Origin of the sequence: Microbacterium sp. RG1 (assembly GCF_005347485.1) — a bacterium.
GTDB classification, from domain to species: Bacteria; Actinomycetota; Actinomycetes; order Actinomycetales; family Microbacteriaceae; genus Microbacterium; species Microbacterium binotii_A.
This window is the reverse complement of record NZ_CP034121.1, coordinates 1,813,151-1,828,738: the sequence shown is the minus strand read 5'-3', so window position 1 is coordinate 1,828,738 and position 15,588 is coordinate 1,813,151. Positions and strand designations below refer to the sequence as shown.

The 15,588-nt window shown below is 69.3% G+C and carries 14 protein-coding genes; 12 read left to right on the top strand and 2 right to left on the bottom strand.

The features are described from left to right. The first annotated feature begins 62 nt into the window (after positions 1-62). A complete protein-coding gene (locus EHF32_RS08785; RefSeq protein WP_137417824.1) occupies positions 63-956 on the top strand; it encodes a LysR family transcriptional regulator ArgP in 894 nt (297 codons plus the stop codon). Here the strand turns inward: EHF32_RS08785 and EHF32_RS08780 are convergent. Then, complete coding sequence (locus EHF32_RS08780) at positions 943-1,971, bottom strand: NADP-dependent oxidoreductase (protein WP_137417823.1); 1,029 nt, start codon at positions 1,969-1,971, stop codon at positions 943-945. The two genes, EHF32_RS08785 and EHF32_RS08780, sit on opposite strands and share 14 nt — an antisense overlap. A 111-nt stretch (positions 1,972-2,082) precedes the next feature. Further along, positions 2,083-2,730 carry a TetR/AcrR family transcriptional regulator gene (locus tag EHF32_RS08775; RefSeq protein WP_137417822.1) on the bottom strand — a complete coding sequence of 216 codons (648 nt, stop codon included), beginning with the start codon at positions 2,728-2,730 and terminating at the stop codon, positions 2,083-2,085. Between the two features lie 128 nt (positions 2,731-2,858). Here EHF32_RS08775 and EHF32_RS08770 point away from each other — a divergent pair, with 128 nt between their 5' ends. The 11 genes from EHF32_RS08770 (at position 2,859) to EHF32_RS08720 (ending at position 15,526) form a co-directional block, all read left to right on the top strand. Then, the gene (locus EHF32_RS08770; protein ID WP_137417821.1) at positions 2,859-3,650 is read left to right on the top strand and encodes a sugar phosphate isomerase/epimerase family protein; all 792 of its coding nucleotides are present in this window, start codon (positions 2,859-2,861) and stop codon (positions 3,648-3,650) included. Further along, positions 3,647-4,762 (top strand): Gfo/Idh/MocA family protein, encoded by a 1,116-nt coding sequence (locus EHF32_RS08765; protein ID WP_137417820.1) that lies wholly within the window; start codon positions 3,647-3,649, stop codon positions 4,760-4,762. Before EHF32_RS08770 ends, EHF32_RS08765 begins: the two co-directional genes overlap by 4 nt. A gap of 5 nt (positions 4,763-4,767) precedes the next feature. After that, positions 4,768-5,886 carry a Gfo/Idh/MocA family protein gene (locus EHF32_RS08760; protein WP_137417819.1) on the top strand — a complete coding sequence of 373 codons (1,119 nt, stop codon included), beginning with the start codon at positions 4,768-4,770 and terminating at the stop codon, positions 5,884-5,886. Further along, on the top strand, positions 5,883-6,893 hold the full coding sequence (locus EHF32_RS08755; RefSeq protein ID WP_137417818.1) for a sugar phosphate isomerase/epimerase family protein: 1,011 nt from the start codon (positions 5,883-5,885) through the stop codon (positions 6,891-6,893). Before EHF32_RS08760 ends, EHF32_RS08755 begins: the two co-directional genes overlap by 4 nt. A gap of 211 nt (positions 6,894-7,104) precedes the next feature. Beyond that, positions 7,105-8,751 carry an ABC transporter substrate-binding protein gene (locus tag EHF32_RS08750; protein WP_137417817.1) on the top strand — a complete coding sequence of 549 codons (1,647 nt, stop codon included), beginning with the start codon at positions 7,105-7,107 and terminating at the stop codon, positions 8,749-8,751. After that, on the top strand, positions 8,748-9,824 hold the full coding sequence (locus EHF32_RS08745) for an ABC transporter permease (protein ID WP_137417816.1): 1,077 nt from the start codon (positions 8,748-8,750) through the stop codon (positions 9,822-9,824). The genes EHF32_RS08750 and EHF32_RS08745 overlap by 4 nt, the downstream gene beginning before the upstream one ends. 1 nt (position 9,825) lies before the next feature. After that, positions 9,826-10,731: an ABC transporter permease gene (locus EHF32_RS08740; protein WP_137417815.1), complete on the top strand. Its 906-nt coding sequence runs from the start codon at positions 9,826-9,828 to the stop codon at positions 10,729-10,731. A gap of 1 nt (position 10,732) precedes the next feature. Then, positions 10,733-11,776 carry an ABC transporter ATP-binding protein gene (locus EHF32_RS08735; protein WP_137417814.1) on the top strand — a complete coding sequence of 348 codons (1,044 nt, stop codon included), beginning with the start codon at positions 10,733-10,735 and terminating at the stop codon, positions 11,774-11,776. Beyond that, entirely contained in the window at positions 11,773-12,834 is a 1,062-nt protein-coding gene (locus EHF32_RS08730; RefSeq protein WP_137417813.1) for an ABC transporter ATP-binding protein, read from the top strand. The genes EHF32_RS08735 and EHF32_RS08730 overlap by 4 nt, the downstream gene beginning before the upstream one ends. Continuing rightward, on the top strand, positions 12,831-13,895 hold the full coding sequence (locus EHF32_RS08725) for a LacI family DNA-binding transcriptional regulator (RefSeq protein WP_137417812.1): 1,065 nt from the start codon (positions 12,831-12,833) through the stop codon (positions 13,893-13,895). Before EHF32_RS08730 ends, EHF32_RS08725 begins: the two co-directional genes overlap by 4 nt. After that, positions 13,892-15,526 (top strand): FAD-dependent oxidoreductase, encoded by a 1,635-nt coding sequence (locus EHF32_RS08720; protein WP_137417811.1) that lies wholly within the window; start codon positions 13,892-13,894, stop codon positions 15,524-15,526. Before EHF32_RS08725 ends, EHF32_RS08720 begins: the two co-directional genes overlap by 4 nt. Positions 15,527-15,588: the final 62 nt, after the last annotated feature.

Below are 15,588 nucleotides of genomic sequence, written 5' to 3'. Positions count from 1 at the left end.
ACGTTATGATCGGCAGCGCATGAGCACCAGTTCGGATTCCTTCATCATCATAAGCTGTGCTCATGGTTGATCTTCCGGCTGACCTCGCTGCGACGCTCGCCGCCGTCGTCGACACGGGAACGATGGAGGCGGCGGCTCGCCGACTTCACATCACCCCCTCGGCGGTCAGTCAACGCATCCGAGCGCTGGAGGAACGGCTGGGCCGTGTCCTGCTCGTGCGTTCCAAGCCCGCTCGCGCGACCGCCGACGGCGAACGAGTCGTGCGCCTGGCCCGGCAGTACGCGCTGCTCTCGCACGACGTGCTGCGAGAGCTGGGCGAGGCGGGTGAGGGTGAGAGTCGAGCGGCGGTCAGTCTGTCGCTCGCCGTCAACGCGGATTCCTTGTCGACCTGGTTCGTCGCCGCGCTGTCACAGGTCTCGGCGCTGCACGATGTGGTGTTCGATCTCCACCGGGACGATCAGGACTTCACCGCCGAGATGCTCGCGTCGGGGCGCGTGATCGCCGCGGTCACGTCGCGGGCCGATCCCGTGGCCGGATGTCGGGTGCGTCCCCTCGGGGCGATGCGCTACCGCGCCGTGGCGACGCCGACGCGCGCGCGGGAACTCGAGCGTCTGGGAGCGGAGCACGCCCGGGTCGTCGATTACGATCGCCACGACGAGCTGCAGACCAGGTGGTTGCAAGAGCGGGGTGTCGATCCCGCGTCCCCGCCCCGCAGCTTCGTGCCCGGTTCGCATGCCTTCGCCGATGCGGTGCGCGGTGGTCTCGGGTGGGGGATGCTGCCCGATCTCCAGACGGAGGCGGATCTCGCCGACGGTTCGCTCGTGCTGCTCTCCGGGCCGCCCGTGGACGTCCCGCTGTACTGGCAGCAGTGGAACCTGACGTCTTCCCTGCTGGATGCGGTCGCGGATGCGGTGGCGGAGACGGCGGGCAGAGCGCTGAGGATCACGCCTCGCTGATGCGCAGCACGGACTTCCCCCGTGTGCGGCCGCGCTCCAGCTCGCGGTGCGCCCTGGCCGCATCCGCGAGCTCGTACACGGCGTCGATGTAGACCTGGATCGATCCGGTGTCGAGCAACCGCGCGAGGGTCGAGAGGACATCTCCGTCGGGGATGACCTTGTAGCCGGTGGCGCGCACCCCCACCTCCGCCGCGGCCTCAGCGAAACCGGGCCAGCCGCCACTGGGCACCATGACGTACAGACCGCCGGGGCGGATGACGCCCAGCGAGCGTGTTCCGACCTCGTCCTCGGTGTTGGCCACGAGGTCGATCACGACGTCCATGTCCGCCACGACGTCCTCGAACCGCGTGGTGGCGTAGTCGATGACCACGGATGCGCCGAGCTCCCGCAGCCACGCGGCATTGCGGGCGGAGGAGGTGACCGTCACATGGGCGCCGAAGTACGCGGCGAGCTGCACCGCAAAGTGGCCCACGCCGCCGCTCCCGGCGTGGATCAGCACGCGCTGGCCCTCATGGGCATGCGCGGTCTCCACGACGACACCCCAGGCGGTGAGGGCGGCCAGGGGGATCCCCGCGGCCTCGACATGCGAGAGCGAGGCGGGCTTGCGGGCGAGCGACTGCGACGGCACGACGACGTACTCGGCGTAGGTGCCGCCGGTGCGCGGAAAGGGCACCATCCCGAAGACCTCGGTGCCGGCCGGCAACGGGTGCGACTCGAACGGCGAGGCGACCACCACACCGCTGAAGTCGAAACCCAGCGCCGCCGGGTAGGCCGCGATGGCTCCGCTCACTCCCTGGCCTGCCCGCGTCTTCGCGTCGATGGGATTCACTCCTGCGGCGACGACGCGTACCAGCAGCTCTCCGAGCACCGGCTGCGGAACCGGGAGCTGGGTCTCGTGGAGGAGCTCCGGCGCTCCGGTCGAGTCGATGACGGCGGCGCGCATCCGGGTCGGGACGTCCTCGGCCCGCATCGGCGCGGAGGAGGGGGCGTCGTGTCTCAGCGGTCGGGGGATCATCGGCCGCTCCTTTCGCTGCGGAAGGCATCGGCCATGCGATGCGGTGACTGCCCTCAGTCAATCGCGGCTATGTCTCGTGGGCGTTACCCGGGTGTCACCGTGTGGAGAACGTCACAGCTCCGCGGCACGCGTGGGCGGCACCTCAGGAAGTTCGACGCGGATGATCTCGGTCAGGCGCTCGCGCAGGCGGCCGGGCATGTCGACAGCCGTCGGGGAGAGCAGCCACTGGATCTGCATGCCGTCCATGATGGCGATGATCTCCTCCGCCAGGCGGAGTCCGTCGACGGAAGAGTCTCGCAGCAGACCGCGGGAGCGAAGGTCCTCGAAGGCCATCGTGAGATGGCGGCGTGAGTTCTCGTAGCGACGTACGAAGTATGCGTGCGCGGGGTGGGCAGGGTCGGTCGCCTCTGCGGAGAGCACGGCATACAAGCTCACGATCCCCGGGGTCGTGGCATTGGCGCCGGTGAGCGCGACGAGCCGGGCGAAGTGGTCGAGTCCATCGTGGCCCGGGCCTGGGGCACCTTCGAAGAAACGCAGTGAATGACGCCGATCCCGCTCGTCGAGGACGGCCTCGAGGAGCGACTCCTTCGTCGGGAAGTGGTGGAAGAGTCCGGCGCGGGAGACGCCGCAATCAGCGGCGATCTGGCTCATGCTCGTCTGCCGGTAACCGACGGTGCCGAATGCGGTGAAGGCCGCGGAGACGACCTGATCGCGACGGCGTCGACCGCTGGCGTAGCCGCGCGGCGAGGGTTCGGGCATGGGGACGACCCTAGCGGGGCTGGACGAAACCAAAAACCGGCACTACTGTCGGTTTTCGTCAACTCCATCGCGTGGCATCGCCGCCCGCCCACCTGCGCACCGTCGCGTCAGAGAATCGAGGACCCCCCATGACCGAAGCCGCACTGTCCGTTCAGCTGTACTCGCTGCGCGAGGCGCTGGCCGTCGATCGGGAGGACACCTTGGCGCACCTCGCCCGGCTCGGAGTGCGTCGCGTCGAGGCCTACGGCATCGTGGAAGGGGGAGTATCGCTGGCGGAATCCCTCGCGCGCCACGGCCTGCACAGCCCGAGCGTTCACGCTCCGCTCGTGGGTGCGGGAGAGGACGGCGCAGCGACGCTGGACGAGGTGTTCGACGCGGCTGTCCGTCTCGGAGCGCATACGGTCTTCGAGCCGATGGTGTGGGGTGAGCACTGGCGCGACGAGGATGGCGTGCGCCGTACGGCCGATCGGCTGAACCGGGCGGCGGCCGCGGCCGCATCCCGTGGCCTGCGGGTCGGTTACCACAATCACTCGCAGGAGTTCCACCACTCGATCGATGGTCGGAGCGCTTACGAGTTCTTCGTCTCGCTTCTGCGCGCGGATGTCGTCCTGGAACTCGACGCCTACTGGGCCGCCGTCGGACGGCAGGACGTGCCCGCCCTCGCGACACGCCTCGGAGGGCGTCTGCGAGCGCTGCACGTCAAGGACGGCGCCACCGGCGTCGACCCCTTCCTTCCCGACTCGCCGCAGGGTGGTCTGGGACAGGTCCCTGCGGGGCAGGGGCAGGTTCCGTTGACCGCAGCGCTTCTGGCGGCGACCTCGCTCGAGCTCGCCGTGCTCGAGTTCGACGAGTACGAGGGCGATCTGTTCGAAGGACTCGCGGCAGGCGTCGCCTTTCTCGCCGAGGCGGGCATCCGATGACCGGCACCGGGCCCGTCGGCGTCGGCGTCATCGGGGCGGGGATGATCAGCGACACCTACCTCGACAATCTGCGCTCGTTCCCCGACGTCCGCGTCCTCGCCATCGGCGACCTCGACACGGCGCGCGCGGCCGCACAGGCGGCGCGGCACCAGGTGCCCCTCGCCGGTGGCCCCGAGGATGTGCTCTCCCACCCCGACGTGGAGATCGTCGTCAACCTCACGATCCCCGCCGCGCACGCCGCGGTCAGCGCGGCCGCGATCGCCGCAGGCAAGCACGTCTGGTCGGAGAAGCCCATCGGTATCGATCGGGCGAGCGCCCGTGACCTGCTCACTGCCGCGGATGCGGCGGGCCTGCGCGTCGGCGTCGCCCCCGACACGATCCTGGGCCCGGGCCTGCAGACGGCGCGACGCGCCGTCCTGCGCGGCGACATCGGGGTCCCGCTGTCGGCTCATACGACCATGCAGTACATCGGCCCCGACACCTTCCACCCCGACCCGGAGTTTCTCTTCGCCCGAGGCGCGGGGCCGCTCTTCGACATGGGCCCGTACTACGTCTCGGCGCTCGTGAGTATCCTCGGCCCGATCGATCGGGTGATGGCGCTGGGCTCCCAGGCACGCGCCACGCGCGAGATCCAGGTCGGCGATCGCGCGGGTACCGCTTTCCCGGTCGAGGTCCCGACGCATGTGCAGACGCTGGCCCGTTTCGAGGGCGGCGCCGCAGCCGACAGCGTCTTCAGCTTCGACGCCGTGCTCGCCCGCAGCGGAGTCATCGAGATCAACGGGACAGAGGGCGCGCTCGTCGTGCCCGACCCGAACACATTCGGCGGCGAGGTGCGGGTGGGGCGTGTCCTCGGCGGCGCCGAGCCGAGCTGGGAGACCGTGGAGCCCGTCGGCATCGAGGCGGGCCGCGGCCTCGGTGTTCTGGACATGGCGCGGGCGATCCGTGCCGATACCGCGCACATCGCGACGGGCCGGCTGGGCTATCACGTGCTGGACACCCTCGTGGCGATCGACGAGTCCATCGACGCCGGCGTTCCCATCGTGGTCGACAGCTCCGTGGAGCCGTTGCCGCTCGTGCCCGCGGACCGCGACCCGCGGCAGGTGACGCTGTGACGCGGATGTCCCCGGTGCGGGCCGGGTTCCTCGGCGGCGGCTTCATGGCGGCCGTCCACTCCCGCGCCGCTCGTGCCGCGGGTGCTCGCCTCGTCGCGCTCGCCAGCTCCTCACCCGAACGGGCTGCTCAGGCCGCGGACCGGCTCGGGATCGGGCGTCCCGCCGCCCATGTCGCCGAACTGGTCACGGCTCACGACATCGATGTCGTCCACGTGTGCACGCCGAACCGCGACCATGCCGAACAGGCGCTGGCCGCGCTCGCCGCGGGCAAGCATGTCGTCTGCGAGAAGCCGCTGGCGACGTCCGTCGAGGACGCGCGCGCGGTCGTCGCCGCTGCGGCCGAGGCCGGCGTCGCGGGGGCCGTGCCGTTCGTGTACCGATATCACCCGGTGGTGCGTCAGGCGCGCGAACTCGTCGCCACGGGCGCCGTCGGCCGCATCCTCACGATCGACGGGGCGTACCTGCAGGACTGGCTCTTGGAGTCGGGCGACACCGACTGGCGCGCGGATGCGAGCCTCGGCGGCGCCTCCCGGGCCTTCGCCGACATCGGCTCCCACCTGTGCGATCTCCTCGAGTTCGTCACGGGACGCCGGATCGTCGCGCTGTCCGCGCGCACCTCGACGGTGTTCGACACGCGCGCGGGCTCCGCCGTCGAGAATGAGGACATCGCCGCCGTCGTGGTGGAGCTCGAAGGCGGTGCGCTCGGGACCCTGCTGGTCAGTCAGCTGGCTCCCGGTCGCAAGAACGGGCTGGTGCTCGAGCTCCACGGCTCGGCGCGGAGCTTACGATTCGCGCAGGAGCGTTCCGAGGAGCTGTGGATCGGCTCCCGAGAGGGATCGCAGCTCGTCCTGCGCGATCCGGGCGCGGTCGGCGACCGTGGCCTCTCCCTCGTTCCCGCGGGCCACCCGATGGGCTACCAGGACGCGTTCAACGGCTTCGTCGCGGACGCGTACGCGGTGCTCGATGGAGCATCGCCCGACGGTCTACCCACGTTCGCGGACGGCCTGCGCGCCGCCGAGATCACCGACGCCGTCCTCACCTCCGCGCGCGAACGGCGCTGGGTGGATGTCGCCCCCGTTCCGGCGCCACCGGAGTCTCCCGCCGCATCGAAGGAGTTGACATGACCAGCACGCATCCCGTCACGTTGTTCACCGGTCAGTGGGCGGATCTCCCGTTCGAGGAGGTCGCGCGCCTCGCCGCATCCTGGGGGTACGACGGGCTCGAGATCGCCGCATCCGGCGACCACCTGGACCTGCGTCGTGCGGATGAGGATGACGCCTACATCGCATCGCGCCGGGAGATCCTGGACAGGCACGGACTCCAGGTGTTCGCGATCTCGAATCATCTGGCCGGCCAGGCGGTGTGTGATGCGCCGATCGATTTCCGCCATGAGGCGATCCTGCGCGAGTACGTGTGGGGCGATGGGGAGGCGGAGGGTGTGCGTCGGCGGGCGGCGGAGGATATGACGCGGGCGGCGCGGGTGGCGCGAAAGCTCGGCGTGGACACGGTGGTGGGGTTCACGGGGTCGTCGATCTGGCCGTATGTGGCGATGTTCCCGCCGGTTCCCGCATCCGTCATCGAGGCCGGGTTCGAGGATTTCGCGGCGCGGTGGAATCCGATCCTGGACGTGTTCGACGGTGAGGGTGTGCGGTTCGCGCACGAGGTGCATCCGGGGGAGATCGCGTACGACTACTGGAGTTCGGTGCGGTCGTTGGAGGCGATCGATCACCGCGGCGCGTTCGGTTTCAACTGGGATCCGTCGCACATGATGTGGCAGAACATCGACCCGGTCGCATTCATCTGGGACTTCCAGGACCGGATCTATCACGTGGACTGCAAGGACACCAGGATGCGGCCTCGCAACGGCCGGGCCGGGGTCCTGGGTTCGCACCTGCCGTGGGGGGATCCTCGCCGGGGGTGGGACTTCGTTTCCACCGGTCACGGCGACGTGCCCTGGGAGGACTCGTTCCGCGCCCTGGAGGCCATCGGCTACGCGGGCCCGATCTCGATCGAATGGGAAGACGCGGGCATGGACCGCCTCCACGGCGCAGCTCAAGCCGTCGAGTTCGTCCGCAGCCTGCTCTGGCCCACCCCCACCGCCTCCTTCGACGACGCCTTCCACAACCAATAACCCACCGGAGCCCGGGCGGCTCTTGACTTCGCCCGGGCTTCTTCATAGCCTCTTGCTCATACGTAGAAGCATCCATTTCCCTCGCTCGAATGGATTGCTCATACGAATGAACACGAGGTGGCCTCCGGAGCACAACAGCGTGCTCCCCGCATCTGAGCACCGCGGCTCCACGCCGCGGACACCCCCGAACATCCAGTCGAAGGAGACAGGAATGCGCACCACCAGACGAGTCCTCGCCGCCGTACTCGCGGCATCCGCCCTCGTCGCCGTCGCCGGCTGCACGGCCGGCACGACCTCCGCGGGCGGAACCAGAGCCGACACCATCATCTTCGGCAAGTCGGACGGCGGCACCACCTACGTCCGCAACTACAACGTCCTCGGTCCCGCGACCGAGAAGGCGCCGAATGCAGAGCTCATCTACGAGCCGCTGGCGCGCATCGACTACGCCAATGGCGCGGTGGTCGAGCCCTGGTTGGCCGACTCCCTCGACTTCGACGAGTCCGGCACGCGACTCACGATCGACATCCGCGACGACGTCACCTTCTCCGACGGCGAGGCGCTCACGGCGGACGACGTGGCCTACTCGCTCTCCCTTCCGCTCGAGCGGCCCGAGCTCAACCTCGCCGGTGTCACCTACGCAGGCGTCGAGAAGGTCGACGACGACACCGTGCAGGTCTCCTTCGACGAGCCGTCGTTCGCGGCGCTGAACCAGTTCGCCTCGAGCTCGCTTCCGATGGTGCCCGAACACATCTGGAAGGACCAGGATCTGACCACCTGGACCAACCCCGACCCGGTGGGCACGGGCCCGTTCACCCTCGATGCCTTCGCCCCGCAGCAGGTCACGCTCAAGGCGCGCGACGACTACTGGGGCGGGAAGCTCCCCATGGCGTACATGAAGATCCTCGCGACCAGCGGCGAGACCGTGAAGGCGCAGCTCCTGCGCGGTGACGTCGATTGGGCGCCGGTCGGATGGCCGAACGCGGAGGAGGAGTTCGTCGCTCAGAGCCCGGAGACGAACCTCTACCAGCTGTATGCCACCGGCGGCGCGTACTCCATGATGTACAACACCGCTCAGGCGCCGTTCGACGACGTCAATGTGCGACGCGCCTTCGCGATGTCGATTCCGCGATCGGACATCACCGCCACCCTGAACCGTCCGGGCACCGAGGCCGGTCCCACGGGTCTCGTCGACCAGATCTACTCCGACTGGATCGCTCCCGAGTATCAGGGGATGGTGCAGGAGGTCGACGCGTCCGCGGCTGTCGAGGCTCTCGCCGCCAGCGGATACGCGGTGGTCGACGGCGCGCTGGTCAAGGACGGCAAGACGTTCACTCCCCGGCTCTCGTTCAACCAAGACTTCGGGTGGAACGCCTACGCCGACATCATGATCAACAGCTGGAAGAAGGTCCTCGGAGTCACCGTAGCGCCCGCGGGCGCACCGGGCGCGACCCTGTACGACCAGCAGAAGACCGGCGACTTCGATCTGACGATCGCGACGACGGGTGGAGCGGGCGTGTACGGGGTGTACAGCTTCCTCGACAGTCGCTACGCCGAGCCGTTGGGCACGGCCGCGGCAACCAACATCGGGCGCTGGAACGATGCGGAGACCGACCAGGTGCTCGCCGAGATGACGCGGGCCGCCGACGAGGCGACGATGAAGGACCTCGGGATGCAGATGCAGCGCATCGTGGTCGACGAGGTGCCGTTCTCGCCGCTGTACAACTCGTACTGGTTCGTCGACGTGAACGCCTCTCACTGGAAGGGCTGGCCGACGCCGGAGGACTTCGACGCGGTGCCCTTCCCGAGCCTCGGGCCCGACACCATCCGCACCCTCCTGTCCCTCACTCCCGCATCATGAGCCTGGCGCCGGGGGCCGTCACCTCTGCCACGGTCAGCGTGGCGCAGGTGACGGCCAAGAGGAGGCCGCGACGCGGCCGCGGCATCTTCCTGCTGCGCCGGTTCGGGTTCTATCTCGCCGCGGCGTGGGCGGCGATCACCCTCAACTTCGTCATCCCTCGACTCATGCCCGGCGACCCGTCGGCGGCGATCATCGATCAGCTGGAGCGTGTGAGCGGACAGGCCCTGCCGCCGGCCACGTTGCAATCGATCCAGGGGCTGTTCGGCAACCCGCAGGAGAACCTCTTCGAGCAGTACGGGGCGTACCTCGTGCAGCTGTCGCGATTCGACCTCGGCGTCTCGATCGTCAACTTTCCCGTTCCGGTCGCGGACCTCGTGGCCACGGGGTTGCCGTGGACCCTGCTGTTGGTGGGAACGACGACGATCGCCGCGTTCCTGCTGGGCACGGCCCTCGGTGTCGCGGCCGGATGGCGGGCCGGATCGCGTTTCGACTCGATCGTCACGCCGCTCACCACCTTCTTGTCCTCCGTGCCGTACTTCTGGATCGCCCTGCTCGCGGTCTGGTACTTCGGGTTCATCCTCGGCTGGTTCCCCCTCGCGGGCGGCTACGACCCGAACCTTCCCGTCGGGTTCAATCTGCCGTTCATCGTCAGCGCGCTGCAGTACGGCGCGCTACCCGCGGCGACGATCGTCTTCTCCGCCTTCGGAGGCTGGATGCTCGGCATGCGCAACATGACGGTCACCACTGTCGGCGAGGACTACGTGCTCCTCGCTCAGGCGAAGGGTCTGTCGTCGTCCCGCGTGCGCTGGCGCTATGCGGCCCGCAACGCCATGCTGCCTCAGTTCACCGGCTTCGCGATGGCGCTGGGCGGTGTGGTCGGAGGTGCGCTGCTCACCGAGATCGTGTTCAGCTACCCCGGCATCGGCTACCTGCTCTTCTCCGCGTTGCAGAAGCGCGATTACCCCGTGATGCAGGGCGTCTTCCTCCTCGTGACCCTCACGGTTCTGCTGGCGAATCTCATCGCGGACTCGGTCTACGCCTGGCTCGACCCGCGCGTGCGAGAGGAGAAGTGACGTGAAGTACCGCCTCTTCGCGAACGGCAAGGTGACCTTCGGGGTCATCGTGCTGGGGTTCTTCGTCCTGCTGGCGTTGTTCGGGCAACTGCTCCTAGACATCTTCGGGCTGGATGCGCGTGCGAACGACATCTCGGCCATCTCGCAGCCGCCGAGCCCGCAGCATCTGCTGGGCACGACGCAGTTCGGTCAGGACGTGTTGGCGCAGGTCGTCGAGGGAGCGCGCGGCTCCATGTTCGTCGGTTTCCTCTCCGCAGCGATCGGCACCCTGCTCGCCATCCTCGTGGGGGTGCCCTCCGGCTACTTCCGCGGTGTCACCGGCCAGGCCCTGAACTTCGTCACCAATCTGTTCCTCGTGATGCCCGTGCTCCCGCTCATCTTCGTGGTGGCGGGCTATCTGCAGGGCACCGGTCTCGTGATGATCGCCGTCATCATCGGCGTCTTCGGCTGGGCGGGCGGTGCGAGGACGCTTCGCGCACAAGCCATGAGCGTGAGCAGCCGCGACTTCGTCCAGGCGATGCGCATGATGGGGGAGTCCCACACCCGCCTCATCTTCACCGAGGTGCTCCCGCACCTGTACGGCTGGATCGCGTCGATGTTCCTCGGCGGACTCATCGGCGGAGTCATGGCCGAGGCCGGCCTCGCCTTCCTGGGGGTGTCCGATTCCTCGGCGGTCAGCTGGGGGACCATGATCCAGGCCGCCCAGCAGCAGAGCGCCGTGCTCAGAGGACTCTGGTGGTGGCTCGTGCCACCGGGGCTGTGCATCGCACTGGTCGGCACGGCCGCCGCGCTGATCAACTTCGGCGTGGACGAGCTCGCCAACCCGAAGCTGCGTTCGGCATCGCGCCTCGTGGCAAAGCGCACCGCGCGCGTGCGTCGCGCAGCGGTCGCCGTGGAAGGAGCCTGAGATGACCATTGCCGCCGAGAACCGTGCGGAGGCCGCATCCGTGTCCGAGCGCGATGACGACGTCCTGCTCGAGGTCGAGCAGCTCAGCGTGGAGTACGCGTCCCTCGGCGCGCCCACCCGCGCCTGCGCCGATGTGACGTTCTCCCTACGCCGTGGCGAGATCCTCGGTGTCGTGGGCGAGTCCGGCTCGGGCAAGTCGACCTTGATCACGGCGCTCACGCGCCTCCAGCGTCCGCCGGCCGTGACGACCGCCGGGCGCATCATGTACCACCCGCGTGATGGGAGTGAGGCCATCGACCTCGTGACCCTCACGCCCAAGAGGCTGCGGGAGCTGCGCTGGACGCGCCTGTCGATCGTGCTGCAGAGCGCGATGGATGCGTTGAATCCCGTCATGAGGCTGGGTGCGCAGTTCGTGGATGTGCTGCGCACCCACGACCGTTCCCTCTCGAAAGCGGCGGCCTGGGATCAGGCGCGTCATCTGTTGTCGCTGGTCGGTATCTCCGCCGACCGGGTACGCAGCTATCCGCACGAGCTCTCCGGCGGGATGCGGCAGCGGGCCACCATCGCCCTGGCGCTCGCGTGCCGTCCCGAGCTCATCGTGATGGACGAGCCGACGACGGCCGTGGATGTCGTGATGCAGCGGCAGATCCTGGCGCAGGTGCTGCGCTTGCGCCGGGAGTTCGGCTTCGCGGTGGTGTTCGTCACCCACGATCTGTCGTTGCTGCTCGAGCTCGCGGATCGCATCGCCGTGATGTACGCGGGCCGCGTGGTCGAGCTCGCCGCCGCATCCGAGATCTATCGTTCGCCGTTGCATCCCTACACGAAGGGGCTGCGCGACTCGTTCCCGCCGCTGCACGCGACGGCCACTCGGCTGGAGGGGATCCCCGGCACGCCCCCGGATCTGCGCGCACTGCCCGCCGGATGCTCCTTCGCCCCCCGGTGTCCGCGTGCGTTCGACCGGTGTGAGCGCGAGCTGCCGTTGCCACGCACCCGCGGCGACCGCGAGGTCGCCTGTCACCTGCACGACGAGGAGGTCCCCGCATGAGCGACGCGGTTCTGGAGGCGATCGATGTCTCCAAGCACTTCACGGTCACCGGCGCCGTGGGTCGCTCCGCGACCGTGCGCGCCGTCGAAGGGGCGAGCATCCGCCTCGTCCCGGGGCGTGTCACGGCGGTGGTGGGGGAGAGCGGCAGCGGCAAGACCACGCTCGCCCGGATGCTCGCCCGCTTCTACGAGCCGACCTCGGGCGAGATCCTGCTCGACGGGCGGCCCGTGGCGACCGGGCGGAACGTGGACAAGGCCTACCGCAAGGCCGTGCAGCTGATCTTCCAGGACCCCTTCGGCTCGCTCAACCCGCTCCACCGCGTGCGGCACAACCTCGACCGCGCGCTCCGGCTGCATCAGAGTGCGACCACGCGCGGCGAGCGCGAGCAGCAGATGATCGATCTCCTCGAACGGGTGAGCCTCAGCCCCGCCCGCGATTTCCTGGACAAGTTCCCGCACGAGCTCTCCGGCGGACAGCGCCAGCGCGTGGTGATCGCGCGGGCGCTGGCCGTGAAGCCGCGCGTGCTGCTGGGCGACGAGCCGATCTCGATGCTCGACGTGTCGATCCGGCTCGAGATGCTCAACCTGCTGAACCGCCTGTGCCGCGAGGACGGCCTCGCGATGCTCTACATCACGCACGACATCGCGAGCGCCCGTTACCTGTGCGACGACATCGTCGTCATGTACGCCGGACAGATGGTCGAGGCGGGGCCCAAGGACGAGGTCATCTCGCGTCCCCAGCATCCGTACACGAAGCTGCTCGTCGAATCCTCTCCCGACCCCCACCGTGCCACGAACCTCGACCGTGACGAGCTGTTCGGGACCGCCGACGACCTCGGCGAGCCGCCCAGTCTGATCGAGCCTCCGGAGGGATGCCGCTTTCATCCGCGCTGCCCGTTCGCGATGGAGCGCTGTCGCACCGAGACGCCCCCGCGCACGGTGCAGCCGGACGGCCACTGGGCCGACTGCTGGCTGCATGAGGTCGGTCGCTCCGACCTCATCGCCGACACCGCGATGACCGCCCCCACCCCCCTGACGTCGACGGAGGAACCCGCATGACCGATCAATCCTCGCTCCCCCCTCGCGGGCGCGTCGCGCGTCAGGCCGATGTCGCGCGCCTGGCGGGGGTCTCGCAGTCCGCTGTCTCCCGGGTGATCAGCGGCGACGCGTCGTCGTCCCGGATTCCTGAGGAGACGCGGCGCCGCGTGCAGGATGCGATCGCGCAGCTGGGATACGTGCCCAATCCGGTGGCGCGCAACCTCCGTGGCAAGCGCACCCAGCTGCTCGGCGTGCACACCTTCGAGCCGTTGTTCCCCCACGCGCGCGAGTCGTTCTACTTCGAGTTCCTCCTCGGAATCGAGGAGCGCGCAGAGGAGAGCGGGCACGACCTCGTCCTCTTCAGCTCCACGGGCGACGGCTCCGGCACACGTCGCATCTACCGCGCCGAGACCAACCGCCTGACCATCGCAGACGGCAGCATCCTGCTCGGCATGAGCCCGGACCGCGCGGAACTCGCCAGGCTCTGGCAGGACGGATATCCCTTCGTCCACATTGGACGTCGCGACGTGCCAGGAGCCCCCTTCCCCTGCATCGTGCCGGACTACTGGAGCGCCGCCGCGGAGATCGTCGAGCGCTTGCACGCGAACGGTCACCGCAGCATCGCGTACGTGAGGGACTCCATCGGTGGCGAGCCCTACGACGACCGGCGTGCCGGGTATCGGGAGGCCGTCGAGCACCTGAAGCTCCGCGACGACTCCCCGGGGTACACCGACGAGGTGTCCGGGCTCCCCGACGTCGTCGTCGACGCGCTCGCGACCGGCCGGGCGACCGCCGCCGTCGTCGAGTCCGAGCGGATCGCCGACACGCTGCGCGCACGTCTCGCAGAGCGGAACGTGTCCATCCCGGTCGACGTGTCGGTCGCTGTGCTCGAGGACACCGCGGCGACCGGTGCGGGCTGGAGCGATCTGCGCATCCCGCGGAAGGAGATCGGCCGCATCGCCGTGGACAGGCTCATCGCCATGGTCGAGGATCCGACCGCCCCCAGGGAGAGCGTCTTGGTGCGGTGCGAGCTGGTCGCGGGCAGCACGGTCGCCCAGGCGCGGACGGAGCGTGACGTATGAGCAGGACGGATGCGGACCTGCTCATCATCGGCGGCGGATGCGGTGGCGTCGCCGCGGCGCTGACGGCATTGCGGCTCGGGCTTCACGTGCTGCTCACCGAGGAGACGGACTGGCTCGGCGGGCAGCTCACGGCTCAAGCCGTACCGCCCGACGAGAACGCGTGGATCGAAGGGCCGCACGCCTCGCCCGGGTACACCGACTTCCGGCAGCGGGTGCGTGCGTACTATCGCCGCAACTACCCGCTGACGCCGCAGACCGCGGCGGACCCGCTGCTGGACCCGGGGCGAGGCATCGTCAGCCGTCTCTGTCACGAGCCACGGGTCGCGGCGGCGGTGATCGAGGAGATGGTCGCGCCGTGGCTGGCCTCCGGGCGGCTGCGCGTGCTGTTCGAGCATCGACCCGTCGCCGTCGAGACGGCGGGCGACCGCATCCGCTCGGTCACGGTGCGCGCTGTCGACGGCACGGAGAAGGAGCTGCGGGCGCCGATCGTCGTCGATGCCACGGAGCTGGGCGAGCTCCTCGAGCTCGCCGGCGTCGAACACGTCATCGGAGCGGAAGGGCGTGAAGACACGGGTGAGCTGCACGCGCCCGAGACCGCTGACCCGATGGACCAGCAGGCGATCTCATGGTGCTTCGCCCTCGAACACCGTCCGGGGGAGGACCACACCGGGGACAAGCCCGCTCGCTACGACCACTGGCGCACGCACGTGGATCCGTTCTGGCCGGGGCCGCAGCTGTCGTGGGTGGACATCGAGCCGATCGGGTTGCGCGTGCGCACGCGCCCGATCTTCCAGCTGCATCCGACTCCCGACGTGCCCTTCGACCTGTGGCGCTTCCGTCGGGTGGTGGCGGCGGAGAACTTCCGCGACGGCACGATCGATTCCGACGTCTCGCTCGTGAACTGGCCGCAGATCGACTACTGGGAGGCCCCGCTGCTGGGCGTCGGCGCGCAACAGCGTGAGCGGGCGCTGGCGGCCAGCCGCGAGTTGTCCGCGTCGTTCCTGTACTGGATGCAGACCGAGGCGCCGCGCGAGGACGGCGGTCACGGCTACCCCGGGCTACGACTGCGTGGTGACGTGACGGGAACCGCCGACGGCTATGCGAAGGCGCCGTACATCCGTGAGGCGCGACGGGCGCTCACCGAGTTCCGCGTCGTGGAACAGCACGTGGGCGTCCAGGCGCGCGGCGCGGGTGCCGGCAGCGAGCTGTTCACCGACAGTGTCGGCCTCGGCCACTACCGGATCGATCTGCACCCGAGCACCGCGGGACGCACCTACGTCGACATCGAGTCGTACCCGTTCCAGATCCCGCTGGGCGCGCTGCTTCCGGTGCGGGTCGACAACCTCCTGCCCGCGGGCAAGAACATCGGCACCACCCACATCACGAACGGGTGCTATCGGCTGCACCCCGTGGAGTGGGCGATCGGTGAGGCCGTGGGCGCGCTCGCCGCGTTCAGTCTGCGTGAGGCCCGGCCGCCGCGGGCGGTCCGCGCCGACCGGCGACTGCTCGAGGACTACCAGCGTCTGCTCGGCGACACGCTCGGTATCAGTCTGCGTTGGCCCGAAGAGGTGCGCACGCATCACTGGAAGCCCCGGCCCGCATCGCAGGATGCGGTCGTGTCGGCCGGTTGAGAGATCTTCCCGGCTTCGGCCGGAAGCGTCGTGGGCAACGAGGCCGGCGACGAACAGGAAAG

Excerpts from the sequence above, each read along its gene's own strand:
- EHF32_RS08720 (WP_137417811.1), top strand. The coding sequence starts at position 13,892 with ATGAGCAGGACGGATGCGGACCTGCTCATCATCGGCGGCGGATGCGGT.
- EHF32_RS08785 (WP_137417824.1), top strand. The coding sequence starts at position 63 with ATGGTTGATCTTCCGGCTGACCTCGCTGCGACGCTCGCCGCCGTCGTC.
- EHF32_RS08735 (WP_137417814.1), top strand. The coding sequence starts at position 10,733 with ATGACCATTGCCGCCGAGAACCGTGCGGAGGCCGCATCCGTGTCCGAG.
- EHF32_RS08770 (WP_137417821.1), top strand. The coding sequence starts at position 2,859 with ATGACCGAAGCCGCACTGTCCGTTCAGCTGTACTCGCTGCGCGAGGCG.
- EHF32_RS08760 (WP_137417819.1), top strand. The coding sequence starts at position 4,768 with ATGTCCCCGGTGCGGGCCGGGTTCCTCGGCGGCGGCTTCATGGCGGCC.
- EHF32_RS08755 (WP_137417818.1), top strand. The coding sequence starts at position 5,883 with ATGACCAGCACGCATCCCGTCACGTTGTTCACCGGTCAGTGGGCGGAT.
- EHF32_RS08775 (WP_137417822.1), bottom strand. The coding sequence starts at position 2,730 with ATGCCCGAACCCTCGCCGCGCGGCTACGCCAGCGGTCGACGCCGTCGC.
- EHF32_RS08750 (WP_137417817.1), top strand. The coding sequence starts at position 7,105 with ATGCGCACCACCAGACGAGTCCTCGCCGCCGTACTCGCGGCATCCGCC.
- EHF32_RS08730 (WP_137417813.1), top strand. The coding sequence starts at position 11,773 with ATGAGCGACGCGGTTCTGGAGGCGATCGATGTCTCCAAGCACTTCACG.
- EHF32_RS08780 (WP_137417823.1), bottom strand. The coding sequence starts at position 1,971 with ATGATCCCCCGACCGCTGAGACACGACGCCCCCTCCTCCGCGCCGATG.
- EHF32_RS08765 (WP_137417820.1), top strand. The coding sequence starts at position 3,647 with ATGACCGGCACCGGGCCCGTCGGCGTCGGCGTCATCGGGGCGGGGATG.
- EHF32_RS08745 (WP_137417816.1), top strand. The coding sequence starts at position 8,748 with ATGAGCCTGGCGCCGGGGGCCGTCACCTCTGCCACGGTCAGCGTGGCG.
- EHF32_RS08725 (WP_137417812.1), top strand. The coding sequence starts at position 12,831 with ATGACCGATCAATCCTCGCTCCCCCCTCGCGGGCGCGTCGCGCGTCAG.